The organism is Mycobacterium sp. VKM Ac-1816D (assembly GCF_000416385.1).
GTDB classification, from domain to species: Bacteria; Actinomycetota; Actinomycetes; order Mycobacteriales; family Mycobacteriaceae; genus Mycobacterium; species Mycobacterium neoaurum_A.
The window spans coordinates 78,142-104,643 of sequence record NZ_AOHQ01000138.1 but is presented as its reverse complement, the minus strand read 5'-3'; the positions used below and the strand labels follow the sequence as shown (position 1 = coordinate 104,643).

16 protein-coding genes are annotated in these 26,502 nt (G+C 66.4%); 7 read left to right on the top strand and 9 right to left on the bottom strand.

Annotated elements, in window-relative coordinates; translation table 11 throughout:
* Positions 1-47 precede the first annotated feature (47 nt).
* Positions 48-1,898 (top strand): MFS transporter, encoded by a 1,851-nt coding sequence (locus G154_RS17315; protein ID WP_019510447.1) that lies wholly within the window; start codon positions 48-50, stop codon positions 1,896-1,898.
* 14 nt (positions 1,899-1,912) lie between these two features.
* Here the strand turns inward: G154_RS17315 and G154_RS17310 are convergent, their stop codons facing one another.
* The 3 genes from G154_RS17310 to G154_RS17305 all read right to left on the bottom strand — a co-directional run bounded on the left by G154_RS17310 (position 1,913) and on the right by G154_RS17305 (position 9,172).
* Complete coding sequence (locus G154_RS17310; protein WP_019510446.1) at positions 1,913-5,335, bottom strand: TM0106 family RecB-like putative nuclease; 3,423 nt, start codon at positions 5,333-5,335, stop codon at positions 1,913-1,915.
* Positions 5,336-5,525: 190 nt separating this feature from the next.
* A complete protein-coding gene (locus tag G154_RS26055) occupies positions 5,526-8,525 on the bottom strand; it encodes an NACHT domain-containing NTPase (RefSeq protein ID WP_131701321.1) in 3,000 nt (999 codons plus the stop codon).
* A gap of 92 nt (positions 8,526-8,617) precedes the next feature.
* Positions 8,618-9,172 carry an LppP/LprE family lipoprotein gene (locus tag G154_RS17305; protein ID WP_019510445.1) on the bottom strand — a complete coding sequence of 185 codons (555 nt, stop codon included), beginning with the start codon at positions 9,170-9,172 and terminating at the stop codon, positions 8,618-8,620.
* A gap of 74 nt (positions 9,173-9,246) precedes the next feature.
* Here G154_RS17305 and G154_RS17300 point away from each other — a divergent pair, with 74 nt between their 5' ends.
* From G154_RS17300 to G154_RS17290, 3 genes are read left to right on the top strand one after another with little or no spacing between them, the layout of a single operon-like run.
* Positions 9,247-10,941, top strand: a complete 1,695-nt coding sequence (locus G154_RS17300) for a DEAD/DEAH box helicase (RefSeq protein WP_019510444.1) — start codon at positions 9,247-9,249, stop codon at positions 10,939-10,941.
* Positions 10,938-12,140: an acyltransferase gene (locus G154_RS17295; protein WP_019510443.1), complete on the top strand. Its 1,203-nt coding sequence runs from the start codon at positions 10,938-10,940 to the stop codon at positions 12,138-12,140. Before G154_RS17300 ends, G154_RS17295 begins: the two co-directional genes overlap by 4 nt.
* 35 nt (positions 12,141-12,175) lie before the next feature.
* Complete coding sequence (locus G154_RS17290; RefSeq protein WP_019510442.1) at positions 12,176-12,889, top strand: siderophore-interacting protein; 714 nt, start codon at positions 12,176-12,178, stop codon at positions 12,887-12,889.
* Here the strand turns inward: G154_RS17290 and G154_RS17285 are convergent.
* The 3 genes from G154_RS17285 to G154_RS17275 are packed head-to-tail and all read right to left on the bottom strand — an operon-like array spanning position 12,861 to position 15,874.
* Entirely contained in the window at positions 12,861-13,454 is a 594-nt protein-coding gene (locus G154_RS17285; protein ID WP_019510441.1) for a TetR/AcrR family transcriptional regulator, read from the bottom strand. The genes G154_RS17290 and G154_RS17285 overlap by 29 nt on opposite strands.
* The gene (locus G154_RS17280; protein WP_023986116.1) at positions 13,445-14,692 is read right to left on the bottom strand and encodes a cytochrome P450; all 1,248 of its coding nucleotides are present in this window, start codon (positions 14,690-14,692) and stop codon (positions 13,445-13,447) included. The genes G154_RS17285 and G154_RS17280 overlap by 10 nt, the downstream gene beginning before the upstream one ends.
* Positions 14,693-14,701: 9 nt before the next feature.
* A complete protein-coding gene (locus G154_RS17275) occupies positions 14,702-15,874 on the bottom strand; it encodes a hypothetical protein (protein WP_023986115.1) in 1,173 nt (390 codons plus the stop codon).
* Between the two features lie 102 nt (positions 15,875-15,976).
* Between G154_RS17275 and G154_RS17270 the strand changes: the two genes are divergently transcribed.
* The 3 genes from G154_RS17270 (at position 15,977) to G154_RS17260 (ending at position 21,147) form a co-directional block, all read left to right on the top strand.
* Positions 15,977-16,756 (top strand): nitrilase-related carbon-nitrogen hydrolase, encoded by a 780-nt coding sequence (locus tag G154_RS17270; RefSeq protein WP_031601628.1) that lies wholly within the window; start codon positions 15,977-15,979, stop codon positions 16,754-16,756.
* Positions 16,757-16,852: 96 nt separating this feature from the next.
* Positions 16,853-19,420 (top strand): ABC transporter ATP-binding protein/permease, encoded by a 2,568-nt coding sequence (locus tag G154_RS17265; protein WP_019510558.1) that lies wholly within the window; start codon positions 16,853-16,855, stop codon positions 19,418-19,420.
* Positions 19,417-21,147 carry an ABC transporter ATP-binding protein gene (locus G154_RS17260; protein WP_019510557.1) on the top strand — a complete coding sequence of 577 codons (1,731 nt, stop codon included), beginning with the start codon at positions 19,417-19,419 and terminating at the stop codon, positions 21,145-21,147. Before G154_RS17265 ends, G154_RS17260 begins: the two co-directional genes overlap by 4 nt.
* A 13-nt stretch (positions 21,148-21,160) precedes the next feature.
* Here G154_RS17260 and G154_RS17255 read toward each other — a convergent pair whose 3' ends face one another.
* The 3 genes from G154_RS17255 to G154_RS17245 all read right to left on the bottom strand — a co-directional run bounded on the left by G154_RS17255 (position 21,161) and on the right by G154_RS17245 (position 26,439).
* Positions 21,161-22,528: an FAD-binding oxidoreductase gene (locus tag G154_RS17255; protein ID WP_019510556.1), complete on the bottom strand. Its 1,368-nt coding sequence runs from the start codon at positions 22,526-22,528 to the stop codon at positions 21,161-21,163.
* 6 nt (positions 22,529-22,534) lie between these two features.
* On the bottom strand, positions 22,535-25,138 hold the full coding sequence (locus tag G154_RS17250; RefSeq protein ID WP_019510555.1) for an AAA family ATPase: 2,604 nt from the start codon (positions 25,136-25,138) through the stop codon (positions 22,535-22,537).
* A gap of 65 nt (positions 25,139-25,203) precedes the next feature.
* On the bottom strand, positions 25,204-26,439 hold the full coding sequence (locus G154_RS17245; RefSeq protein WP_019510554.1) for an MFS transporter: 1,236 nt from the start codon (positions 26,437-26,439) through the stop codon (positions 25,204-25,206).
* Between the last annotated feature and the right edge of the window lie 63 nt (positions 26,440-26,502).

Below are 26,502 nucleotides of genomic sequence, written 5' to 3'. Positions count from 1 at the left end.
AGATGTTCGAGAATCCCACTGATCGCCGATCACCCTCGGCCTCCCGGATGACCGGGCAGGCCCGTCCTGCCAACCCGTGGCACGCCCTGTGGGCGATGCTGGTCGGCTTCTTCATGATCCTGGTCGACTCCACGATCGTCGCGATCGCGAACAAGCCGATCATGGACGCGCTGGGCACCGACTACGACGGTGTCATCTGGGTGACCAGCGCCTACCTGCTGGCCTACGCCGTTCCGCTGCTGGTGGCCGGGCGCCTGGGCGACCGGTTCGGGCCCAAGAACCTCTACCTGATCGGCCTCGGCGTGTTCACCGCCGCATCGCTGTGGTGCGGGTTGGCCGGGTCCATCGAGATGCTGATCGCGGCCCGCGTCGTGCAGGGTCTTGGTGCGGCGCTGCTGACCCCGCAGACCCTGTCCACGATCACCCGGCTATTCCCGGCCGCGCGCCGCGGCGTCGCCATGAGCGTGTGGGGCGCCACGGCCGGGGTGGCGACCCTGGTGGGGCCGATCGCCGGCGGGGTGCTCATCGACGGCCTGGGCTGGCAGTGGATCTTCTTCGTCAACGTGCCCATCGGCATCATCGGTATCGGGCTGGCCATGTGGCTGGTTCCCTCCCTGCCCACCGAGCGGCACGATTTCGATCTGCTCGGGGTGGCGCTGTCCGGGCTGGCGATGTTCTTCATCGTGTTCGGTCTGCAGGAGGGACAGTCCCACGATTGGGCACCCTGGATCTGGGCGACGATGGCCCTCGGCTGCGCCTTCCTGGTGGGCTTCGTCTATTGGCAGTCGGTGAACCCGCGGGAACCGCTGATCCCGCTGCGCATCTTCGCCGACCGCGATTTCACCCTCTCGACCGTCGGCGTCGCCGTCATCAGCTTCACCGTCACCGCGATGATCCTGCCGGTGATGTTCTACGCCCCGGTGGTGCTGGGGTTGTCCTACACCCGCTCGGCCCTGCTGACGGCGCCGATGGCGATCGCTTCGGGTGCGCTGGCGCCGTTCGTCGGCCGGATGGTCGACCGCAAGCCGCCGACGCCGATCATCGGCTTCGGGTTCTCGCTGCTGGCCATCGGGCTGACCTGGTTGTCGTTCGAGATGACGCCGTCCACCGCGATCTGGCGGTTGCTGCTACCGCTGACGGTCATGGGTGTCGGCATGGCGTTCGTCTGGTCGCCGCTGGCCGCGACCGCCACCCGCAATCTGCCGCCCGAATCCGCCGGTGCGGGGTCGGGGGTCTACAACAGCACCCGTCAGGTCGGCGCGGTGCTCGGCAGCGCGGCGATGGCGGCCTTCATGACCAGCCGGATCGGAGCCGAGCTAGGCGGCGGCGGGCAACCGGTCTCCGGCGAGGGCCCGGCCCCGGATCTGCCGTCCTTCCTGGAGGCGCCGTTCTCGGCGGCGCTGGCCCAGTCGCTGCTGCTGCCGGCGTTCATCGCGTTGTTCGGGGTGGTGGGGGCGATCTTCCTGCGCGGCGGGGACCGCGGCGACGTGATGCCCGACCATCCGCTCGCGGCGACGCCGCTGGCCGACCAACATTCCCTCGGCGAGGACTGGGCCGATGGTGACCACTATGACGATTACGACGACGACTACGCCGACGACGAATACATGGAGTGGTCGGTGTCGGATCCGCACGCCGACATGCAGCACGACATGCCCACCGATGTCGTGCCTGCCGTCACTCACGAGTTCGCCGACGAGTTCGCCGAGGATGTTGTCGCGGGCGATGACTCGGTGACCGATCAGCTGAGCCTGCGGCACGGCGACACCGGGCAGGTGGCATCGGGCGGACCGCTGGGCGCACACCGCGTCGACGACTCCTGGTCCGCACCGGCCGAGGACTGGTCGAGCCTGCCGGTGGCGCGCCCCGCGCGGGGCAGGCACTCCCGCGGGGACTGACCCGTAGCGGGTGGCTACACCGGATCGGTGAGCGCCAGGAAGGCGCCCAGCTCGATCAGTCCGGCAGGGGTGGCGGGAAGGTAGTCGGTCAGCGTCGCCGAGCGCACGATCACCGCGGCGTACTTGGCTCGGCTGATCGCGACGTTGAGGCGGTTGCGGTTGAGCAGGAACGACACTCCGCGCGGGACGTCATCGGCCGAGGAGGCCGTCATCGAGACGAACACCAGCGCCGCCTGACGGCCCTGGAACTTGTCGACCGTGCCCACCTCGACCTCGTCGAGCCCCGCCGCGTCGAGCCTGCGGCGAAGCGTCACCACCTGGGCGTTGTACGGGGTCACCACCAGGACGTGGTGCTGATCCAATGCGGCGGTGCCCTTTTCGTCGGTCCACTCACTGCCCAGCCTGGACGTGATCTCGGCGATGATCGCGTCGGCCTCCTCCGGGCTGTCGGTGGAGTTGCCGGTGTGCTCGACGGTCAGCACATGCACCCCGGGTTGCACGCCGGCCAGCCTGCGGGCCCCGCTGACCTCCGCCATGGCCTGCAACCGCCCGTCGTAGGACAACCGTGACACCGGACGGCACACCGCCGGGTGCATCCGGAAGGAGCGGTCCAGGAAGTAGCCGCGCTCCTCGGGCAGGGTGGCGTGGCCGTCCACCAACCAGCCCAGCGCCGATCCGTCGACCGGCTCGGGGTGGGTGCCCTGGCTGACCTGCGGTAGCTGCTGCGGGTCGCCGAGCAGCAGCAGGGTGCGCGCCGCCGAGGCGACGGCGATGGTGTTGGCCAGGCTGTACTGGCCGGCCTCCTCGATGACCAGCAGGTCGAGGGCCCCACGAGGTATCCGCGAAGGATTCGCGAAATCCCATGCGGTGCCGCCGATGACACACCCGGGTGTCTCGGCGATGAACGCCGGATAGTCCTTCTCGGCGATCTCGCGCCAGGGGCGGTCCGGGCTCTTCTTCTTGCCGACCCGCTCGGCGTCCACACCGGCATCGATGACCCCGCCCAGCAGGTTCTCCACCACGGCATGGGACTGGGCGACCACGCCGATCCGCCAGCCGTGCTGGTCGACCAAGCGGGCGATCACCGCCGCCGAGGTGTAGGTCTTGCCGGTGCCTGGTGGGCCGTGCACGGCCAGATAGGAGGAGTCGAGATCCAGCAGCGCCGCGGTGATATCGGCGCAGACGTCCTCGGTGCGGGGGAGCGGGCCGCCGCTGCGGGTGCGCGGCGGGCGGCGCAACAGGATGTCGGTGACGGCGGTCGCGGGCAAGGTGGGCAGCCCGGTGGCCACCGTCGCCGCGGTGTCCGCGATCGACTCCTGCAGCGGTTTGGTGTTGATGGGTCCGGGTGGGGTGAGGGCGAACGGCAGCCGGTCGAACGGCTCGCTGTGTTTCTCGACCGCGACGACGGATGTCGGCGCCTCCGGGTTGTCGCAGTCGGTGACGACGACGTTGCCGAAGGCGCGCCGGTCGGGGTCCTCGGACAACCCGGTCGGCGACGGCGGGTCGTACAGGGCGAACATCTCCCGGCACAGCTCACCGTTGGCGAGTTCGCCGGTGAGCCGGATGTGCCGCTGCGGCTTGCGTGCCCGCGGCGGGGTGTGCCAGTCGGCGATGATCTCCGCTGTGTCGGCGACGAACACGTCGCTGTTGTCCGACCATTCGTCGACCGGGTTGTTGACCCGGTCGAAATGCGACCACCAGAACGGTTTGTCCTCGCGTTTGTGATAGCCGCGGGCGGCGGCGATCATGGCCACCGCGGTCTGCTCGGCGCTGCGCTCGGTCGTGTTGTCCCCGGCGAACTTCAGCAGTGCGCGGTCGGTACCGTCGATGACCGTGACGGCGGCCTGGGTGCCGGCCCGGGATCCGTTGTCGCGCACCGATTGCGGGCCGCGCGGGGGGACCGCGGATTCGATGGCGCGGGCCACCAACCAGTCGCGTAGCCGTCGTGTCGAGCGGCAGTCGTAGCGGTTGTAGTCCTCGATCTGTTTGAGCACGATCTCGGCGTCGGCGGTGCGCCCGTCGGCGTTCAGGGCGCAGAACTTCGCGTACTGGGTGATCGAGTCGGTGGCGGTGGTGACCTCACCATCACGCAGTTCGTTGCCCATGTAGAGCGGTTCCAGGTACTTGATGCTGTAGCTCTCCGTGCCGACCCGAATGCTCTTGCGCACCAACGGGTACAGATCGACGAGCACCCCGTTGCGCAGCAGGTCGTCGATATCGTCCTCGCCGACTCCGTAGCGGCCGGCCAGCCGCAGCAGCGTGCTCTTCTCATAGGCCGCGTAGTGGTAGATGTGCATGTTCGGATAGCGCTTGCGCCGTTTGCGGACCATGGCCAGGAAGTCCTGCAACGCCTGCTTTTCCGCCGCCCGGTCATGCGCCCACAACGGGGTGAACTCATCGTTGACGGTCAGCACACCCCACAGGTATTCCAGACCCCAGTCGACACCGTTGCGGGTCCACAGCGGGTCGCCCTCGAAGTCGAAGAACAGGTCACCCTTGTCGGCGTCGGGCAGCACCATCAGCGGTTGGGCGTCGACGATCTCATAGGGCGGCTTACCGTCGGTGCGCTCGGCGATCTGCAACCGGGCCTGCGCGGTCAGCGCGGTGACTGCCCGTGCCGACAGTTCGGGAACGGGGCCGTGATGGCCTGCCAACTCGTGCACGGTGGTGATCCCGGCGTCCAGCAGCCGGGCCCGCTGGCTGACCCGCATCCCGGCGACCAGCAGCAGGTCGTCACTGTCCTTGACCTGCACGCTGCACTCGGGGCAGCGGAAGCAGGCCCGCACCCCCGAGTCGGTCCAGGACACCGGTCGGCCGCCGGCCAGATGCTCGTCGAGCAGCCGTTCCAGCGCGGCGCGGCGCGGTCGGTACACCGGCAACAACTCGTCGACGCGGTAGGTGGCTACCGCGCCGTCGCCGAGCAGCAGGTCGATCTCGTCGGCGACCGGGACACCGGCGGCGGCCAGGGTGTCGGCGTAGGCGGCCAACTGCAGCAGTGCCTCGACCTTCACCGAGCGGGCGAGCTTGGTATCGCGCAGTCGGTAGCTCCCACCGCGGGGGCCGGCGTGCAGCGTGAGAAAGTCGGCGAAACCGGCGAACCGGCCGTCGAACATGGCCGCCTGGTAGATCGCCGGTGCGCGGCGTTCGATGGCGTCCATGGTCTGGGCGGCCGCCGCGGTGAGCCCGGCGACCGTATAGCGCGGCCGCCCGATCACGGTGACCTCGACATCCTCGCGCAGCGACTCCAGGTGACGCTGTTCGTGATCGTCACCCAGATCGGCCGTGCGCGCGAGTAGTTCGTCGTCACCGGAGATCTTCGGGCCGCGGCCGAGGTGCGCGTCGAAGGAGCGCAGCAACGCGTATTCACACCGGGCGGCCGCCGCGAGGTCGGAGGCGCTGTAGACCACGAGGCCTTCGGTCGCGGGGTCGGTGAACACGCGTCCAGGCTAGGGGACGCCTCCGACATCGCCGGGCCTGGCTCAGACCGGCAGTAGCCTCAACAAAAGAGCTGCCGGAGCACAACCAAGACTATCAATAGTCTTGGCCAATGGGTGATGGCTAACGGAGTTGACGAATTAACGGGTCCGCCTAAAGTCCCAAATCAAAGCGAAAAGCTCGAAATTCACTCTAAGTCGGAACCGGCTGTACGAAGCTGACTTTGTTCTCAGCCCATTCGGTAAGCACATTCTGATGGTGAGTGCCGATTGGCAATCGAGCCACCACTTCATCTGTACTCAGCCCGTCAGTATCATGACCGCGCCGTCGGTCCATCAACGTTTGCAAAGGGTCTGGATAACGTCTCATGAATATTTGTCGCTCGGAGCTTGATTGGATACTTAACTCCCATTCAATCAAAAGGATAACGACTGCAATCCACAAATATTCTGGTTTAATAGTGCTTAAACTTGTGCGTTTACGGGCCAATCGAAAGCGGCGGCCATAGATAGCTTGATCTTGTTTGAGAAATGGCGGTCCACCGCTCGATTCGATTGCCGTTCCGATCGCTTGAAGGCGTTGTTCATGCCAAGTGCGAATTGAGTCCTCGAGGTCGGCCGGTTCGATACTCAAGCGTTCTGCTGCATGCAGGGTTTGCTCGCAAAGCGCTGAGTAAGTCATCCCTGACAGTTCCGACCAACCACGAACGAAAAAAGCATCAATCAACCGATCGAATCCCAAAATATCAGATAAGTTTTTCGCAGCTTCCATTGTTGTTACCAGCTTTTGTTGCTCGCCTAGAAGCCAGAAGTTGACTGTTGTTAAGCTGTTATCGCCGAAGTACTTTGAAAACTCTCGCCTCTGCTTGGCACTCCAAGTCCGCCAACTAGGGTGTACTGGGCCAGGAAGGTCCCGCTGATTCAAAACAATTGCGGGCGTTGAAAGAAGTTCAGTGACAATAAATCGACCTATTCTTTGCTCTTCATCTGAGCCTGCAAATAGATCGACTAGTGATTCTTCCATCTGTTGCTGTATCGCTGGAATCAGCTCTTCTCGGGTTCGAAGTAGACGCACTATGGACGAGATTGGCCAATTGAAGCCTGGTCTGGTTGGCAGTGTATTACGGATACCGTCGGTCGAGTTCGAAATTATTTCAATCGTCAGCTGTTTGGCGAATGTCTGCGAGACTGGTATGAAGGCGATGCATCGAACTACAAAACTAAGAATTGCGTCGCGCCGCGCTGAGGATCTGCGGCGACGATCTTTTATAAAATAGTTAAACACACGCTCAGCGCCATCTGCACGGGATTTGTCAAAGATCTGAATTGCTAATTGAGCAACAACATCCCATTCCTGACTACTTATTCTTGGTAGTAGGATTCGACCGATGGTATTCGGCGTATCAGCAATCCTCGTCAAGTGGAATGCAGCGAAGTACTCCATGAATGTTTGATGCGTAAATCGGTATAGTGGCTGACCATCAGCCGTTGAGCCGGCATCAGAGAAAACCCAGGCCCTTCCGCGACAGAACTCGATAAATTCGACCGCGGCGTGGCGCGCTTCGGTTTCGTTCTGAAAGTTCTTCGCGAGTAACTGTGTGCATTCATCGACTAGGTCGGCCTCAATTACGCCCACCGGCTCGTTTTGAGAATTGAGCATCCAATACGCAAGATGCTTCATTGCAGCATCTACGTAATCTGCTGCTCTAAGTTCCACATGAATACGCCTGCTGCTGTCCCACTTTTCAAACAAGAGCGTTGCGCATTTTTCGTAAACGGCCGGCCGATTTTTGGGTATGAAATTTTCACCGCGATAAATGATGCAGATCAACGCTAGCATGAGTGGATTCTGTCTCAAGTCTGGAACGTTGTCGCTTTCTGCTATTAGCGCTGCGGCCATAGACTGTGCTGCATCTTCTGCTAACTGTTCGTTTGTAGCGAACCATTTACGTACGTAATGTTCGACCTTGTCCTCTGAAAAATCGGCTAATCCGTATGTCGCGAATATATCGGGGTCTAAGCGAGCTTGCTCGTAACCGACTCTGCGGGAGGTGACTAGAATCCTTGCGAGCGGATAACGTCGGGAGAATAGTTCGACCCGTTCGGTAATCTCGCGGCGTTTTCCAGTATTTATCAGCTCGTCTAGGCCATCCAGAAGTACCAGAGCTCGACCTGAATAGAGAATGTCCTCGACGCAGCCAGCCGGCGCGGGCGTTTGATAATGGATATTCAACCACGCCTCGATATGATCTAATAATGACTCGTCTTGATCGTTAGGCGAATCGTTAATTTTCAGGTTTCGCAATATCACATAGAAGGGGATAAAGTCGCCCAACTCTTTGGACGCTGCCTTGAACGCAATGTAACGAGAAACGGTGGACTTTCCACCGCCCGGATCGCCTAAGATCACCGTTCGATCAATGGTCGCCATCAATGAGGCTAGGGAAATTACCTCAGGATCGTCGGGCTCACGTTTATCTATAAAGTCTGGACTGACATAGAGTTGATCAAAAGGTATCTTAGTTTTTCGATCAAAGTCTGGCGGTTCGAGGTATCCGTGAGCATCCACGGCGACGTTAAGATACGTTTTCTCCCACAGTCGGTAGGTTTCAGTCTTGGCCTGCGAATTACGTAGCTCAACTGATTTCAAATGTTCTTCGATAGATTGTGAGGACGAGATCAAGGTGTGGAATTGTGACGAGAGGCTAAGTTTTTCAAACAAAGCTGGATCTGCCTCGCGTAGCTTCACTACGAGCTCACTGCATGAAGATTGCAACTGATCAAAAATTGCCAACCCTATCTCGCGCAATTCCTCGATAGAGTTGGTGCTAACGCTTCTGGTGAAACAATCCCCGAAATTAGCCTTGATCTTGGAGGTCATCTGGGATGGTAGATCGGCAACCTCTGCTGCCATGAGTTCTTTGACGATCCCAGAAAGCTCTGGCATCGCGAGAGTCTTTTCTATGTCCCTTACAGAGACGTCGTCAGGCAGTTCGAAATACAACGATAGCGTGCTGAATGTTGCTAGTAGGTCGCCCGGGTCCAATGTCTGCATCATCGTTTTCTCGGTGCGTGAGATCCCAACCCGGCGTCGCCGAGCGTCCTGGAGTGCTGCTTTCACGCCGCGCGCCAGAGCTTGGCCAATAACGGGACCTACGATCTTTCCAACGGGTATCTCAACGCCTGTCAGCACGAATCGAGCTCCTTGGTCCGATATCAAAGCGACCGGTGTCGCCTATCGACTTCTCATTATCCGATGAGAAGGAGCTGATCTGGATGATGTCGTCAGCCTGTGTTGCCGATCAGTTCGACACCGGCGCCGTTCCACCGGAACCGCACCACACTGTTCACCCCGGGCACGCCACCGGTGAACATCAGCGCCACGGTGTCCCCGGTGCTGGCGGTGGTGTCGATATCGTTGAACCCGTAGGTATCGGGCACGCCGGTGGGGATGAACTTTCCGAGGTGGAACATCACCGCACGGGTGTTGGCGTTCTGGGCATTGGTGTTGGCCTTGACGATCACCGCCGACAGCTGGGCGCACTCGTTGTAGTTGCCCGCCAACGGTTCCGCGCTCCACGGCTGATTGCTGCGCGGGTCACGCGGCAGCTCGGACACCGCGCGGACGACCTCGGGGGCGGCCAGGTTCACCGCACACGGGTCGGCGGCCGGGGTGGGTTCCGGCGGTGGTGGCGGCGGGGCGGCCGTGACCGTCGCGCTGGCCGGCGCCGACACCGGCGCCGGTGCGTCCGGGGTCTTGGACACCGTGGAATCGCTGGACCCGCAACCCGCCAGTAAGAGGGCGGCTGCCAGTACCAGTGCACCGTTGGCAGTCGTCATCACAACACCGCACCGTACCGGTGTGCCACGTCTGGTCGGGGGTGGCGACGCGCACACATTAGACTGCTCGTGAAATGACCTCGATCGATGAACCCAGCCCCGCCCCCGAACTGACCTTTGCTGACCTGCAGATTCACCCGTCTGTGCTGCAGGCCGTCACGGAGGTCGGCTACGAGTCGCCTTCGGCGATCCAGGCGGCCACCATCCCGCCGATGCTGGCGGGCTCCGATGTCGTGGGCCTCGCCCAGACCGGAACAGGTAAGACGGCGGCCTTCGCCATCCCGATCCTGTCCAAGATCGACGCCGGCAGCCGCAATACCCAGGCCCTGGTCCTGGCCCCGACGCGGGAACTGGCGCTGCAGGTCGCCGAGGCCTTCGGCCGCTACGGCGCACACCTGTCGGTCAACGTGCTGCCCGTGTACGGCGGCTCGTCCTACGGGCCGCAGCTGTCCGGTCTCAAGCGGGGTGCGCAGGTGGTCGTCGGCACGCCGGGTCGCGTCATCGACCATCTGGAGAAGGGCAGCCTGGACCTCTCGCATCTGGATTACCTGGTGCTCGACGAGGCCGACGAGATGCTGCAGATGGGCTTCGCCGAGGATGTCGAACGCATCCTGGCCGACACCCCCGAGTACAAGCAGGTCGCGCTGTTCTCGGCGACCATGCCGCCGGCGATCAAGAAGATCACCTCCAAGTACCTGCACGATCCGGTCGAGGTCACTGTCAAGGCGAAGACGCAGACCGCCGAGAACATCACCCAGCGCTACCTGCAGGTGTCCTACCCGCGCAAGATGGATGCGCTGACGCGGCTGCTCGAGGTCGAAGAGGGCGACGCGATGATCGTGTTCGTCCGTACCAAGCAGGCCACCGAGGAGGTCGCCGAGAAGCTGCGTGCGCGTGGTTTCGCCGCGGCCGCCATCAACGGTGACATCGCGCAGGCCCAGCGTGAGCGCACCATCGCCTCGCTCAAGAGCGGTGCCATCGACATCCTGGTCGCAACCGATGTCGCGGCCCGCGGCCTGGATGTCGAACGCATCAGCCACGTGGTCAACTACGACATCCCGCACGACCCGGAGTCCTATGTGCACCGCATCGGGCGCACCGGTCGCGCCGGGCGGTCGGGCAACGCCATGTTGTTCGTGACACCCCGCGAACGGCACCTGCTCAGTTCGATCGAGCGGGTCACCCGTCAGAAGCTCGTCGAGATCCAGCTTCCGTCGGTGGACGATGTCAACGCCCAGCGTGTCCAGAAGTTCCGCGACTCGATCAGCGAATCGCTCAACTCCCCGGGCATCGACCTGTTCCGCCGCCTCATCGAGGACTACGAGCGTGACAACGATGTGCCGTTGGCCGATATCGCCGCGGCGCTGGCGTTGTTGTCCCGTGACGGCGAAGCGTTCCTGATGACCGAGCCGCCGCCGGAGAAGCGCAAGGAGCGCCCCGACCGCGATGATCGGGGTGCCCGTGAGGACCGCCCGCGCAAGAAGCACAGCACCCGCACCGATCTGGCGACCTACCGCATCGCGGTGGGCAAGCGGCACAAGGTGGCGCCCGGCGCGATCGTCGGGGCGATCGCCAACGAGGGTGGGCTGAACCGCAGCGATTTCGGTCATATCGCCATTCGGGTCGACCACTCGTTGGTGGAGCTGCCGGCCAAGTTGCCGCGTGAGGTGTACAAGAAGCTGGAGAACACCCGGATCCAGGGTGTGCTGATCAACCTGCAACCCGACCGCGGGAGCGGCACCAGCAAGCCTCGCCGCAAGGACTCGTGACGTCGCAGCGCGACGCCCAGGGCGGTTTGGAATCGGTTTCTGCCACCGGGCGGGTCGACGCGCTGACCGGTGTGCGCGCGGTCGCCGCGCTGTTGGTGGTGTTGACGCACGCGGCGTACACCACCGGAAAGTACCCGCAGGGGTTCACCGGGTCGTTCTGGTCGCGCGCCGAGATCGGTGTGCCGATCTTCTTCGTGCTGTCGGGTTTTCTGCTGTTCCGCCCGTGGGTGCGCGCGTCTGCTGCCGGCCTTCCGTCCCCGTCGGTCCGGCGTTATGCCTGGCATCGGGTGCGCCGCATCATGCCTGCCTATGTGGTGACCGTGCTGGTGGCCTACGCGGTGTATCACTTCCGCGAGGCCGGGCCCAACCCCGGACACACCTGGGAGGGGTTGCTGCGCAACCTGACTCTGACCCAGATCTACACCGACAACTATCTGTATTCGTATCTGCACCAGGGCATGACGCAGATGTGGAGCCTGGCCGTCGAGGTGGCCTTCTATCTGGTGTTGCCGGTGCTGGCCTGGCTGCTGCTGGTGGTGCTGTGCCGGCGACGGTGGCGACCGGGTCTGCTGCTGACCGGGTTGGGTGTGCTGTTCGCGATCAGCCCGGCGTGGCTGTGGTTGGTGCACAGCACCGATTTCCTGCCCGACGCCGCACCGCTGTGGCTGCCGACCTATCTGGCCTGGTTCGTCGGCGGCATGCTGTTGGCGGTGTGGGAGGCCGCCGGTGTTCGCGCTTACGCGATGCTGTGCCTGCCGCTGGCGGTGATCTGTTATCTGATCGCCGCCACACCGCTGGCCGGTGCGCCGACCACCTCGCCGGCGTTGTTGAGCGAGGCGGTGGTGAAGACGGTGTTCTACATGGCGATCGCCACGCTGGTGGTCGCGCCTTTGGCGCTGACGGGGTCGGCGCCTTTGGCGCTTACCGGGTCTGCGCTGACGGGGTCGGCGCCGGGGCAGACCGGCTGGTACTACCGGGCGATGGCGAGTCGGCCGATGGTGTTCCTCGGTGAGATCTCCTATGAGATCTTCCTGATCCATCTGATCCTGATGGAGCTGGTGATGGTCGAGGTGCTGCGCTTCCCGATCTACACCGGCTCGATGTGGGCGCTGTTCTTCGGCACCATGGTCGCCACCGTCCCGTTGGCCTGGTTATTGCACCGGCTGACCCGGGTGCGAGACCGTCCGAGTAGAAATTAGGCTACCCTTACCTAAGCATCGACTTAGGAGGGCTCATGATCGATCTGAAGCCGTCACGCGGTATCGAGGGCGTGCTGGTCAAGCTGTGGCGCGGCGGGGATTACGAACTGACCGTCACTGGCCGTACCGATATCACCGACAACTTCCTGCGGTTGCACTTCTCTGCACCCGAACTGCTGAGCGAGCAGTCCATCCACCCGACGATGTGGGTGCGCGGCTGGTTCCCCGACGGGGCGCGTTCCCATCAACGCGGTTACACCCTGGTCAATCCGGACCCCGAAAAGGGCACCGTCGATATCGATTTCGCCATGCACGACGGTGTCGCCACCCGGTGGGCGCGCAACGCCGCGGTCGGTGACACGCTCGAGGTGACGGTGCTGGGCAGTGATTTCGCCATCCCGGAACCGGCGCCCGCGGGGTATGTCATCGTCGGCGATGCTGCGTCGTTGCCCGCGATCAACTCGTTGCTGGCGGCCATCGGCGACGCACCGGCGCAGGTCTTCCTCGAGTCGTCCCATGACGACGACCGCGAGATTCCCACCGGCAGAGCCGATGTCACCTGGGTCGACCGGGTCGACGGCGGTGCCGAGTTGGTGCGGGCCGTCGCCGAGGCGGCCTTCGACGCTCCGGACCACTTCGGCTGGGTGGCGTGTGACAACCGCACCACCAGGGCGGTGGCCAAGGTGCTGCGCGAGGACTACAAGATCCCGCGCAAATCGGTCAAGGCGCGCGCGTACTGGGCTGCGTGAGGAAGCCGCCGACCGTCGGGGCGACGAACGTTTCCAACATGGCGCGTTCATCGGCGTCGTCGTGGCCGGGAAACTGCAGCAGTGAGATCAGCACCCGTACCAGCCAGCGGGCGCGCAGCGTGGCGCCGGGTTGATCATCGCCCATCGACAACAGAAAGGCCTCGGCCAGCGTCCTGATCACCTCGGAGCGTTCGGCCATCTCGCCGCCGATCGGGCGGGCCGAATGAGCGAACCATGACGCCAGCGCCGGGCTGTTCCGCACCCGGTGCAATGCGCCCAGCGCGCCCTCGACCAACCGCTGCCGTGGGTCGGTGATCGTGGCGAGTTGTGCGCCGATCTCACCGAACAGTCGATGCGTCTCGCGGTGCACATAGGCGGTGTAGAGCGCATCGCGGCTCTCGAAGTAGCGATACAGCGTGGCGCGCGAACAGCCTGCGGCGCGGGCGATCTCGTTCATTCCCACGGCGGCCGCGTCGTACTGGGTGAACAGTTCCTCGGCGGCATCGAGAATGCGTTCGGCGGCGGCCTCGGTCCGCCGGTCGGCCAGCCAATCGCTCATCGGCATACGGTGAACGGTACCGACAGTGGCCGCCGCACATAGCTGCCACCGGCCCACGTCACCCTGTCCAGGTCGACCTCGAAATCCGGTATCCGGCGCAGTAATTCCTGCAGCGCGACCCGCGACTGCATCCTGGCGGCCGCGGCCCCCAGGCAGTGGTGCGCACCGTGGCTGAAGGTCAGGATGTTGCGCGGCCTACGCCGGACATCGAGTTGCTCGGCGTCGGAACCATATTGGCGTTCGTCGTGATTGCCCGAACCGTAGAGCAGCAGCACCTTGCGGCCGGCGGGAATCGTGGTGTCGCCCACCGTGGCATCGCAGGTCGTGGTGCGCGCCAACCCCTGTACCGGTGAGGTCAGCCGGAGGAACTCGTCGACCGCATCGTCGATCAGGTCCGGATGTTCGACGAGTAACCGGCGTTGGTCGGGGTGTCGGTGCAGCAGTTGCACCGAGCCGCCCAGCATTCCGGTCGTGGTGTCGTTCCCACCGGTGACCATGGTGAAAGTGAAGGCCAGGATGGCCAGCACCCCGGCGATGTCCCCGTCGGCGCCGACCCCGGCGGCCACCAGATGTGACACGGTGTCGTCCGCCGGTTCGGCGCGCCGCTTCTCGATCAGCGCGGTGAAGTAGGCCATCATGGCGCCGAGCGCGTCGCCGAGGCTTTCCAGTGCGCCGCCGATGCCCCCGTCGGCGGTGTTGGCGGCGACAATCGCGTCGGTCCAGCCGTCGAACTGACCGCGGTCCTCGTCGGGCACCCCAAGGTAATGGGCGACGACCATCGACGGCAGCGGTTTGAACAGCTCGGCGACGATGTCGCCGCCGCCGTCGGCGCGCAACCTCTCGATGCGGTCGACGACGAAGTCGCGCACCTTGGGCTCCGCCGCCTCCACCTGCCGCGGGGTGAAGCCGCGTGCCACCAACTTGCGAAATTCGGTGTGCACCGGTGGATCCTGCATGACCATCGGCGGATTGTCGGTCAGTCCGATCATCTCCAGCTCGCCGTAGTTGACCGTGAGGCCCTCGGCCGAGGAGAAGGTGCGGTGATCGCGGGCGGCGGCCCAGATGTCGGCATGCCGGGACAGCACGTAGTAGTCGTGGCCGGGGTAGTCGCGGTCGGGGTGATCGGTGCGGACATGGTGCACCGGGTCGTGGTCACGCAGGGCCCGGTACATCGGCCACGGATCGGGCCAGGTCTGGGCGGTCGCCAGCTGGAACACCGCATCGTGAGACATTTGAGCCGTCATGTCTCATAACTACGACAATTGGAAAGGACTGTCAAGAGCTCGTCGCGCGGGTATGGCAACAACGGGGCCGTCTGGCTGACATTGCGTCGGCCCCACCGACGTCGACGGGAGGACCGGACAGGTCCGCTCGGCCGTCACCGCGGCGGCCACGATCCCGGAGGTGGCCGCGCCCCGTGTGCTCACCAGCGTCTCGCGCCGCGACGGACCGCCGACCCCGGTGAGCACCAGCACGACGGCGAATCCGTCATGGTCACCGGTGGTGGTGGTCAGGCTCTGATAGGCATTGTCCAGCGCGACGAGACCGCCGAACGTGGCGTGCCCGCTCGTGACCAACGCCGTCGCCAGCGAATCCCGCGCCTGATTCGACGAGACATAGGCATGGCCGGGAAGCCACCCGGTGAACGCGACCCGCTCGGTGGAGAACGCGCCACTCCAGACGAACCCGGTCGCGGTCTCGATCGGATCCGGCCCGAATATCCGGCCATGGTGGTTCTGGCGCAGGAAGAAATCGTCGGAGTAGCTCAGCAGCACCCCGCCCGGCTGTTGGCCGTAGGCGACATCGTCGATGCGTCCCTGGAACCCGAAGCTGTGCAGCGGCTGGGCCGGGAATCCGGACGCGAACATCGCCTGGTTGAGCCGACGCCCGGCCTGCCCCGGCGACGTCGACCGCGGATCGACGATGATCACGTTCACCGCCTCCAACAGCGTCCGGCCGTCGTGTTGCTTACCGCCCCAGTCGGAGATCTGGCCCGCGGGCGTGAGCATCCACTTTCCGATATCACCGTGCGCCGTGGACATCTCGTCGGTCGGTGCGGGCAGGGTCGCCGGTTCGGCGCGCGCAGCGGCCTCGGCCAGCGGGTCGTCGTCATCGAGCAGCGCCCGCGCGCGCGTCGCGACCCGGCCCGTGCTCGGGTGATCGGTACCCACCGCGGCATCGCGGTCGTGATCGTCCGGTCCGGAGATCGCACCGCCGTCGGCCAACCGCACGGAGGCCGTCTCGGGCGCCGGATCCGATGCGGTCGCTACGTCCTGCTGCGCGCTCGCCGTGCTCGTGGAACTCGGCTCGTCGGCCTGCGCCATCCCGGCCCCGCCGATTCCGAACAGCAGAGCGGCCGCAGCCATGGCCGCGGCCGCCCCCGCACGCCGCATCACATACACACGTCCGCCCCCGCGCACCGCCATCCCCGTCCGCCTCCCCAAGCGAAACACCCGTGTCCAGGAGCGTAACGGCGTACTCGTGCCTTCGTGGGCCGGTTCGCCACGCCGCTGCTGCAGAATGGCCAGATGGCCGACAGCGCTGACACCGTCCGAGTCGCGATCGCTCAACTCGACGTCGCCGCACGCGATATCGCGCGCAACAGCGCCCGGCTCAGCGCACTCGTCCGCCGGCACGCCGACGCCGATCTGGTGGTGGTGCCCGAACTGGCCCTCACCGGTTACGAGATCGACGATCTCGACGAGTTGGCCGCCCCGCCGGAGCAGGCAATGGCCGAGATCGCCGCGGCCTGCGCCGCGGCCGGCACCGCGTTCGTGGGCGGTTACCTGGAGCCAGGGCCGGGCAAGCCCTACAACTCGATGGCCGCCATCGACGCCTCCGGCGTGTTGGTCGCCAACTACCGAAAGACACACCTGTTCGACGCCGAGGCACAGGCGTTCACCGCCGGGGACCGGCTGGTGGTCGCGCAGCTCGGCGAGCTGCGGGTGGGCCTGGTGAACTGCTTCGACATGGAGTTCCCGGAGGTGGCCCGCACCCTGGCCGACGGCGGGGCGCAGCTGCTGGTGGTCAGCTCGGCCAACATGGATCCGCTGTACAACGATCACCTGATCGCCGCACAGTCCCGCGCGCTGGAGAACCGGTTGCCGCTGGTCTACGCCAACCGGTGCGGTGCCGAGATCGGGCACCGATTCTGCGGTGGCAGCCGCGCGGTCGACCCCGACGGCCGGGTGGTGGCCGAACTCGGCCGCGACGACGACGTCCTCACCGTCGACCTCGCGTTGCGCAGCGCGCTCGGCGGGCACGTGAACTATCTGCGGTTGCGCCGCCCGGAGCTCTACACCCACTGAGCGCGCGCCGAGGTGCGCCCGGATCGGGCGGCGGGTAAGGCTAGCCTAAACTCCTAACGGATGCAGACCGGTGGCATCTGAGAAGGAGGCCCCGAGATGGCACGCGGATTCCAGGGCGTGATGATGCGCGGTTTCGGTGCGCGCGATCACCAGGTGACCGTGCTGGGTACCGAACGGTTGGCCCCGCACTGTGTGCGCATCCAGATGGTGTCACCGACGATCTTCGAGGACTCGTCCGCCGAACCCACCTCGTGGCTGCGCTTCTGGTTCCCCGATCCCGACGGCACCGACACCGAGTTCCAGCGCGCGTACACGCTCTCGGAATCCGACCCGACCACCGGACACTTCGCCATCGATGTGGTGCTGCACGAGCCCGCCGGCCCGGCATCCCGCTGGGCCGCCGATGTCACACCCGGTGCCACGATCGCGGCAATGGTCATGGGATCCAAGGGTTTCTCGGTCCCCGAGGATCCGGCGGACCGGCCCGCCGGCTACCTGTTGATCGGCGACAGTGCCTCCCAGCCGGCCATCAACGGCATCATCGGCGCCGTCCCGCACGACATCCCCGTCGAGGTGTACCTGGAGCAACACCATGACGACGACCCGCTGATCCCACTGGCCGAGCATCCGCGGTTGCGGGTGCACCGGGTGCCGCGGACCGATGCCGCCGCGATCACCGCTGCGATCGAATCCCGCGACTGGTCCAACTGGTACGCCTGGGCCGGCCCCGAGGCCGGCACGCTCAAGGGTCTGCGGACCCGGCTGCGCGACGAATTCGGCTTCCCCAAACAGGAGATCCACGCCCAGGCCTACTGGACCGAGGGCCGTGCCATGGGCAGCACGCGCGGTGACGAACCGACGGTCGAGACTCCCGTTGCGGCACCCGAGCCGGCGCACACGCCGCGGCCGGCGCCGACCGGTACCTGGCGGGCGCAGGCCGCGGGCCGGCTGTTGGCGCCGCTGAAGAAGACCATGATCATCTCCGGCGTCCTGCAGGCGCTGATCACCCTGGTCGAGCTGGCGCCGTTCGTGTTGCTGGTCGAGTTGGCCCGGCTGCTGCTTGCCGGTGCCGACGCGGACCGGCTGTGGGACCTGGGTATTGCCGCGCTCGCGCTGTTGGGTACCGGCACCTTCCTGACCGCGGCCCTGGCGCTGTGGCTGCACCGGGTGGACGCGGCGTTCGCCAGGGACCTGCGCGGCAGGCTGCTGACAAAGCTGTCGCGACTACCGTTGGGTTGGTTCACCGCCCGCGGATCGGGATCGATCAAACAGCTCGTCCAGGACGACACCCTGTCGCTGCACTACCTGATCACCCACGCCATCCCCGACGCGGTCGCCGCGGTCATCGCGCCCGTGGCGGTGCTGGTGTACCTCTTCGTCGTGGACTGGCGCATCGCCCTGGTGCTCTTCGGCCCGGTGCTCGTCTACCTGGTGCTGATGTCGGTGATGACCATCCAATCCGGCAACAAGATCACCCAGGCGCCCAAATGGGCCGAACGGATGAGCGGGGAGGCGGGCGCCTACCTCGAGGGTCAGCCCGTCGTCCGCATCTTCGGCGGCGCCGCATCGTCGAGTTTCCGCACTCGGCTCGACGACTACATCGCCTTCCTCGTCGATTGGCAGCGCCCTTTCATCGGCAAGAAGACGCTGATGGACCTGGTGACCAGGCCGACGACGTTCCTGTGGCTGATCATGGCCGTGGGCACCCCGCTGGTCATCGGCGGTGCGCTCGACCCCGTCGATCTGCTGCCATTCCTGTTGCTGGGCACGACGTTCGGGGCGCGGCTGCTGGGTATCGGCTACGGGTTGGCCGGTATCCAGGGCGGCACGCTCGCCGCCCGCCGGGTGCAGAGCGTGCTGGACGAACCCGAGCTGACCGTCCGCGAGAATCTCGCGACCGGCGCCGACGGCGTCGCACGCGCGGTGGTCTTCGACCGCGTGAGCTTCGGTTACCGACCCGAAGTTCCGGTGATCAAGGATGTTTCGCTGACCCTGGCACCCGGGACGGTCACCGCCCTGGTCGGGCCGTCGGGCTCGGGCAAGTCCACACTCGCCGCGCTGCTGGCCCGGTTCCACGACATCCAGCAGGGCGCCATCAGTATCGGCGGTGACGATATCCGCGCGCTGTCGGCCGACGAGCTGTACCGGCGGGTGGGATTCGTGCTGCAGGACGCACAGCTGGTGCACGGTAGCGTCGCCGACAATATCGCTCTCGCCGATCCGGACGCCGATATCGACCGGATCATCGCCGCCGCCCGCGACGCCCGCATCCACGACCGTATCGAGGGCATGCCGCAGGGCTACGACACGGTGCTCGGCTCCGGTGCGGGACTGTCCGGTGGGGAGCGGCAACGCCTGACCATCGCCCGCGCCATCCTGGCCGACACCCCGGTGCTGATCCTCGACGAGGCCACCGCATTCGCCGACCCGGAATCGGAATACCTTGTGCAGCAGGCGATCAACCGATTGACCAAGGACCGGACCGTGCTCGTCATCGCGCACCGTTTGCACACCATCACCCACGCCGACCAGATCGTCGTCCTCGACGACGGCGTGATCGCCGAGGCCGGAACCCACGAACAACTGCTCGCCGCAGACGGGCGCTACCGGGCGCTGTGGGAATCGGCGCACCCCACCGCCGAAGCCGCGGAGGCCACCCGATGATCCGCACCCTGTTGGCCCTGATCCCCGCCGACCGGCGCAACAAGGTCGGCCTGTACACCGTGCTGGCCGTCGTCTCGGTGGTGCTGCGGGCGGTCGGCGTGGTGCTGTTGGTGCCGCTGGTCGCCGCGCTGTTCAGCACCACACCCGGTGACGCCTGGGGTTGGCTTGGCTGGCTGACGGCGGTCACCGTGGCCGGCTGGGTGATCGACACCCGCACGGCGGCACTCGGTTTCGATATCGGCTTTGCCGTGCTGGACAACACCCAGCACGATATGGCCGACCGGCTCCCGGATATCCGACTGGATTGGCTGTCTCAGGACAACACCGCGACCACCCGGGCGGCCATCGCGGCCACCGGACCGGAGCTGGTCGGCCTGGTGGTCAACCTGCTGACCCCGCTGATCGGTGCCGTGCTGCTTCCCACGGCGATATCGCTTGCCCTGTTGACGATCTCGGTGCCGCTCGGGCTGGCCGCACTGGCCGGCGTCGCGGTGCTGCTCGGCGCCCTGTGGTGCTCGGGTCGGCTGACCCGCGGCGCCGACCGTATCGCCGCCGACGCCAACACCGCGCTCACCGAACGGATCATCGAGTTCGCCCGCACCCAGCAGGCGTTGCGTGCGGCACGCCGCGTCGAGCCCGCCCGCAGTCTGGTGGGCTCCGCGCTGCAGGCCCAGCACGGAGCCGGCCTGCGGCTGCTCACCATGCAGGTTCCCGGGCAGCTCCTGTTCAGCCTGGCCAGCCAACTCGCGCTGATCGTCTTCGCTGCGGCCGCAACCATTCTCACGGTGCGCGGTGCGTTGACGGTGCCCGAGGCGGTCGCGCTCATCGTGGTCATCGCACGCTATCTGGAACCGTTTACCGTCCTGAGTGAGTTGTCCGGTGCGCTGGAATCCACCCGCGCCACGCTGGCCAGGATCCAACAGGTGCTCGATGCCCCCACCCGCAGCGCGGGCGCCGATGTGTTGCCCGGTGACCGCGCACCCCGCATCGAATTCGAGCGGTTGTCTTTCGGGTACGGCGAATCGACGGTTCTGGACGGGCTCAGCTTCACCCTCGAACCGGGTACCACCACCGCGATCGTCGGACCGTCCGGTTCGGGTAAGAGCACCATCCTCGGCCTGATCGCCGGTCTGCACGAACCCGACAGCGGCCGCGTGCTGTTCGACGGACAGGATTTGGCGCAACTCGACCCGGCGGCGCGGCGCGCGGCGATCAGCATGGTGTTCCAGCACCCCTACCTGTTCGACGGGTCACTGCGTGAGAACATCCTGATCGGCGAGCCACATGCGGGGGGGCAGTCCTACCGTGCGGCAACCGCACTCGCGCGGGTCGACGAGCTCACCGAACGATTGCCCGACGGTGATCGCACGGTGGTGGGGGAGGCCGGCTCGGCCCTGTCCGGGGGTGAGCGTCAGCGGGTGAGCATCGCTCGTGCGCTGATCAAACCGGCTCCGGTGCTGCTTGTCGACGAGGCCACCAGCGCGTTGGACACCGAGAACGAGGCCGCCGTCGTCGCGGCGTTGACCGCCGACCTGCGCGACCGGACCCGGGTCATCGTCGCGCACCGGTTGGCCAGCATCCAGGGAGCCGAACGCGTGCTGTTCGTCGAGGGCGGGCGGATCGTCGAGGACGGTTCCATCGACGAGTTGCTGGCTGTCGGTGGCCGGTTCGCCCGGTTCTGGACCGAGCAGACCGACGCATCGGCCTGGCAGGTTGCCGGTCGCTGACGCGGCGCCTCGATCAGAGCCCGGCGCCGGGGTTGAGGATTCCGGCCGGGTCCAGGGCAGCCTTGATCCGGCGGTTGAGTTCCATCGCCTCGGGGCCCAGGTACCCGGCCAGCCACGGTTTCTTCAACCGGCCCACCCCGTGCTCACCGGTGATGGTGCCGCCCAGCGACACCGCGAGATCCATGATCTCGCCGAACGCGATCTCGGCGCGGCGGGCCATATCGGTATCGGCGGGGTCGAACACGATCAGCGGGTGGGTGTTGCCGTCACCGGCATGAGCGATCACCGAGATCAGCAGATCGTGCTGCGCGGCGATCTTCTCGATACCGGCGACCAGATGCGACAGCGAGGGCAACGGCACGCCCACATCCTCGAGCAGCAGCGACCCCTTGGCCTCGACGGCGGGAATGGCGTACCGGCGGGCCACCACGAATGCTTCGCCCTCCGCCGGGTCCGATGTCGAGAACACCTCGGTGGCACCGGCCTCGGTGAACACCTCGGCCATGAACTCCGCGTCGGCGGCCCCGGCCGGTCCGCGGTCATCGGAGGCGGCCACCATCATGGCGGCCGCGGTGCGGTCCAGGCCCATCTTGAGTTTGTCCTCGACGGCGTTGATGGCCGCGGCGTCCATGAATTCCAGCATCGAGGGCCTGATCTTGCCGGTAATGGTGACGACCGCATTTGCGGCGGCCTCCACCGAGGCGAATGTCGCCACCACGGTGCACGCCGGGTGCTGCGGGGGCAGCAGCCGCAACGTCACCTCGGTGATGATGCCGAGGGTTCCCTCGCTGCCGACGAACAACTTCGTCAGGCTCAGTCCGGCAACATCTTTCAGGCGCGGGCCACCGAGGCGGACGGCGGTCCCGTCGGCGAGAACCACCTCCAGGCCCAGCACGTAGTCGGTGGTGACGCCGTACTTCACACAGCACAGCCCGCCGGCGTTGGTCGCGATGTTCCCGCCGATGGTGCAGATCTCGAACGAGGACGGGTCCGGCGGGTACCACAGTCCGTGCTCGGCGACGACCTTCTTCACCTCGGCGTTGAGCAGTCCCGGCTGCACCACCGCCGTGCGCGTAGCGGTGTCGACGGTGATATCGCGCATCCGTTCGGTGGACAGCACGATGCTGCCGTCCTGCGCCGTCGCACCACCGGACAGGCCGGTGCCCGCGCCACGCGGGATGACGGCGACCCCATTCGCCGCGGCCCACCGGACGATGGTCTGCACATCCTCGGTACCCCGGGGGCGGAGCACCGCCAGCGCGGTGCCCGCATCGGGATCGGCGGCGCGGTCCTGGCGATAGGAGGCGACGATATCGGGGTCGGTGACGACGGTGCCCTCGGGCAATGCGGCGATCAGGCCGTCCAGCGCGGAACTCACCACTTGAGTCTATGGGCGCCGCCGGCGCAGCAGTTCGGCCAGCTCTTCGCGGGTCGTGGTGCCGGTCTTGTTCATCGCGCGGTAGATGTGGCCCTCGACGGTCCGGATCGACAGGCTCAGCCGGTCGGCGATATCGCGGTTGCTCGGCAGCGGTGTCACCGCCGCGAGCACGGCGACCACCTCCCGTTCCCGGCCCGTCAGCGGTATCTCCTCGCTGGCCGACTCCTTGGTCGGGGTGCGCACACCGCACTCGGCGGCCAGGGCGTCGGCCCGGGTCGAACAGGTCAGGCCCGATCCTCGCTTACCCTGATTTCGGAAGATCGTCGCCGCGTGGGCGGCGGCGTCGAGTGCGGCCACGCGGTCGCCGATCTTCTCGAATTCCTCTGACACCGAGCACAGTTCGGCCGCATCACCGGCGCGCAGTGCGGTGGCGAATCGGGCGGCCAGTCCGGCCCGTGGGCCTTCCACCAGGTCGCCGAGCTCGGTCAGCCGTTCGGCGTGGCTGCGGTCGCCGAACTGGGTGGCCAACTGTCGGCACCACACCTCCGCGGCGAACCTGTGCTCGGCGCCGGCCTGCTGCGCGGCCGTCGACAGGGTCGCGGTGGCCTGGCTGACCCAGCCGCGCGCTGCCGCCACCCAGGCACGGGCCACCGCACGCTCGTAGCGCAACGGGCGGAAGGGGCGGTCCAGCGCATCGAGCCGGTCGAGGATGGCCTCGGCATCATCGGCCGCGCCCCGCATGGCCAACGCCGTCGCATGGGCGATGTCGTAGCGGAAACCCCACCCCTTCTCATGTCCGGCCATCACCGCGGCGATCTGCTGGAAAAGCGCTGTCGCCCCGATGATGTCACCGTCTGCCAGCGCGGCGCGGGCGGCTATGGCCGGGCCAAGGGAGTGCGCGGTGCCGGGAAGATCGGTGGCCTCGGAGACGACCCGCTCAGCCACCTGCCGGGCATCCTGGATCCGGCCGGCCAGCACCAGGGCGGTCAGCTCGGAATCGGCGAGGTTGAACCTGATGTGGGGTGTGTCGAAGGCACCGTGCACCGCGGTCCGGTAGCCCAGTGCAACGAGCTCGCCGGCCGCGGTCATCCGGCCGGCGTCGGCGGCGATGGTGGCCAAGGCCCATGCGGTCTCGGCGCGCAGCACCTCCGGCAGGGCGTCGAGGTCGACCGATTCGGCCACCCGCTCGGCGTCATCGGGTCGGTCCATGGCAAACCAGTACACGGTGCGAAAGGCGTCCAACCACTGCCTGCCTGCCGGGTCGAGGCCGGCGGCGACCGCGTCGGCGTGGGCCTTGGCTTCGTGGGGTCGGTGCAGCGCCCAGAGCAGGTTGGAGGCGCGCAGGTGGGCGAACCCGGCGCGTTCGGTATCGGACAGCGTCGTGGTGTCCAGCGCCGCCAGGATGTCCTCGGCTTCTCGCCCACGGAACAGCCAGGACAGCGCGTGCGCCCGAAGGTAGGTGGCCTCCGGGCCCGCGCCGGCCTGATGGGCGGCCGTCGCCAACCGCTCGGCCAGCGCGAGGTCGGCAAGTCTGATGGCACCGCGGGTGGCCCGCACCAGCAGGTCGGGATCGGGGGCCAGGTCCGAGTCGATGAGCAGGGTGGCGCGCCGGACCGTCGCCCGCAGGTCGTCGGTCTGGTTGCGGGTCGTCAACTCCGTGGCGATGCGACCACGAAGTCGGCGCAGGGTGGCCGCCGGGCAGCGGCTGCGCCGCAGTTCGCCGTAGAGCGGATGCGCGATGCGGACCTGTACCCCCTCGGCGGTGTCCTGCAGCACCACCAGTTCGCGGACATTGGCTGCTTCGACCGCGTCGACCGAGGTGACCCGTTGCAGGACCGCGAGTTCGAGCGGTTCGGCGACCGCCAGGGCGTCGATGGCCTCACCGACCGAGGGCTCGAGATCACGAAACCGGGATTCGATGAGCTCGACCAGGCCGGTCGGCAGCACCGGACGGCCCAGCCACTGCCAGCGGCCCTCGCGTGACACCAGCCTGCCCTCGGCGAGTTCGTGTTCGACGATATTGCGCAAATAGAGCGCGTTTCCCTGGGTCAGATCCCAAAGACGTTGCGCCGCAGACTCGTCAACGGTCCCGCCGAGCACCGCCGTCAGCAGCGCCGAACTGTCGGGCTGGCGCAGCGGACGGAGCTCCAGCCGATCGAACGGATGGTCCTTCCATATCTCGCGGACGGTGTCGGGGACCGGTTCGCCATCGCGCACGGTCAGTACGACGCGGCCGGTTCCGCGCTGCACTATCTGATGCAGCACGAACGCGGACAGCTCGTCGAGCAGATGGGCGTCGTCGACACCGATGACCGCCGGTTCGCCGGTCGGGGTGGCCGTCACGGCGTCGATGACGCCGCGCACCAACTGCAGCCGGTCACCATCAGGGTCGGGGGCCCATTCGGCAAAGGCGCCCAGCGGCAGGGTACGCGCCGCCGTGGTGCCGACGATCCACCGTGCCGAGCTACCGTGCAGCGCATCGCGTGTCAGCCGGCTCTTGCCGACGCCGGCCGGCCCGGACACCACGATGCCGCGCAGCTCCGGGGACGTGACGGCCTGGCGGATCGTCTGGATCTCCGCCGCTCGTCCCACCAGTGGCCACTTCAACCGCACTCGCAAAGCCTAGTCGGCGATCCACGTCCGGCACGGCGGCAGTTCCGGTTCCGGCGCGGGGCGCACTACCGGTCGACGCGGCGATCGCGGTCGAGGTCGCGCAGCGCGGGTAACCCGATGGCGACCAGGCCGATCAGCAACATCGGCACCGCCAGCGCGAGGAAGGTGGCGTGCAGACCCGCGGAATCGGCCAACGGACCCGCCAGCAACAGTCCCAGCGGCCCGGCGGCGTAGGCCAGCGAACCCATCACCCCGACCACCCGGCCACGCAGATGTGCCGGCGCGTTGGTCTGCATGACGTAGTTGTAGATCGGTTGGATCGGTCCGTAGACGAAGCCGACGATCGCCGAGAGCCCGAGGATCAACGGCAGCGGCGGCAGGAACGCGATGATCGTCATCGCCACGCCCAGGGTGATGACCGCGATCAGCATGGTGGTGCGCCGCTTCATGTACTTCGACAGCACCGCATAGCTGAGCGCGCCGACCAGCCCGCCGACCGAGAGGGCCATCAACACCCAGCCCAGTTGGGCGGGTTCGTCGCGGTCGGTGAAGTACTTCGGGAACAGCACCGCTTCCATCGGCATGTACAGGCCGGTCACCGCCAGGTCGATCAAGGCCAGGGTGCGCAGCACCTTGAGGTTCCAAACGAACCGCAAGCCCTCGACCACACCGGCCCAGACCTGTTCGGGCAGCTGGGAGCGGTCCGGTGGTCCGGCGCCGTCGAGGCGCAGCACCGAGACGGCCAGGATCGAGCAGCCGAACGCGGCCGCGGTCACCCACATCGTCTCGATACCGCCGACGGTGGCGATCAGCATGCCGCCGATGCCCGGACCGACGATATAGGCCAGGTTGAAGACCGCCTCGTACACGCTGTTGGCGTGATCGAGGGTCCACCGGGCGCGCGTCGCGGCCTCGGGCAGCATGGTTTCGCGGGCGGTCATGCCCGCCGGGTCGAATGCTGCGCCGAGTGCCGCCAGCGAGGCCAGCACCGCGACGTTGACCCCGTCCACCCCGAACACCAATGCGATCACCGGTACGGCGGCCACCGAAAGCCCCGACAGCGCATCGGAGATCATCGAGACCCGCCGGCGGCCGATGTAGTCCACCGCCGCGCCCGCGATGACGGTCGAAGCCAGCAGCGGCAGGGTCCCGGCCATCGCGACCAGCGATGCCTCCCAGGCCGACCCGTTGCGCTGCAACACCAGCCACGGGAACGCGACCATGGAGATGCCGTTGCCCGCGCCGGCCATCAGCGCGGCGAACAAGATGAGGTACGCCGGGCCTCGGCTGGGGGTCTGCATGGCTATCGCGGCGAATCTAGCAGCGGTATCGGCGTCCCCGCGACCGATTTACCGACCGCGGGG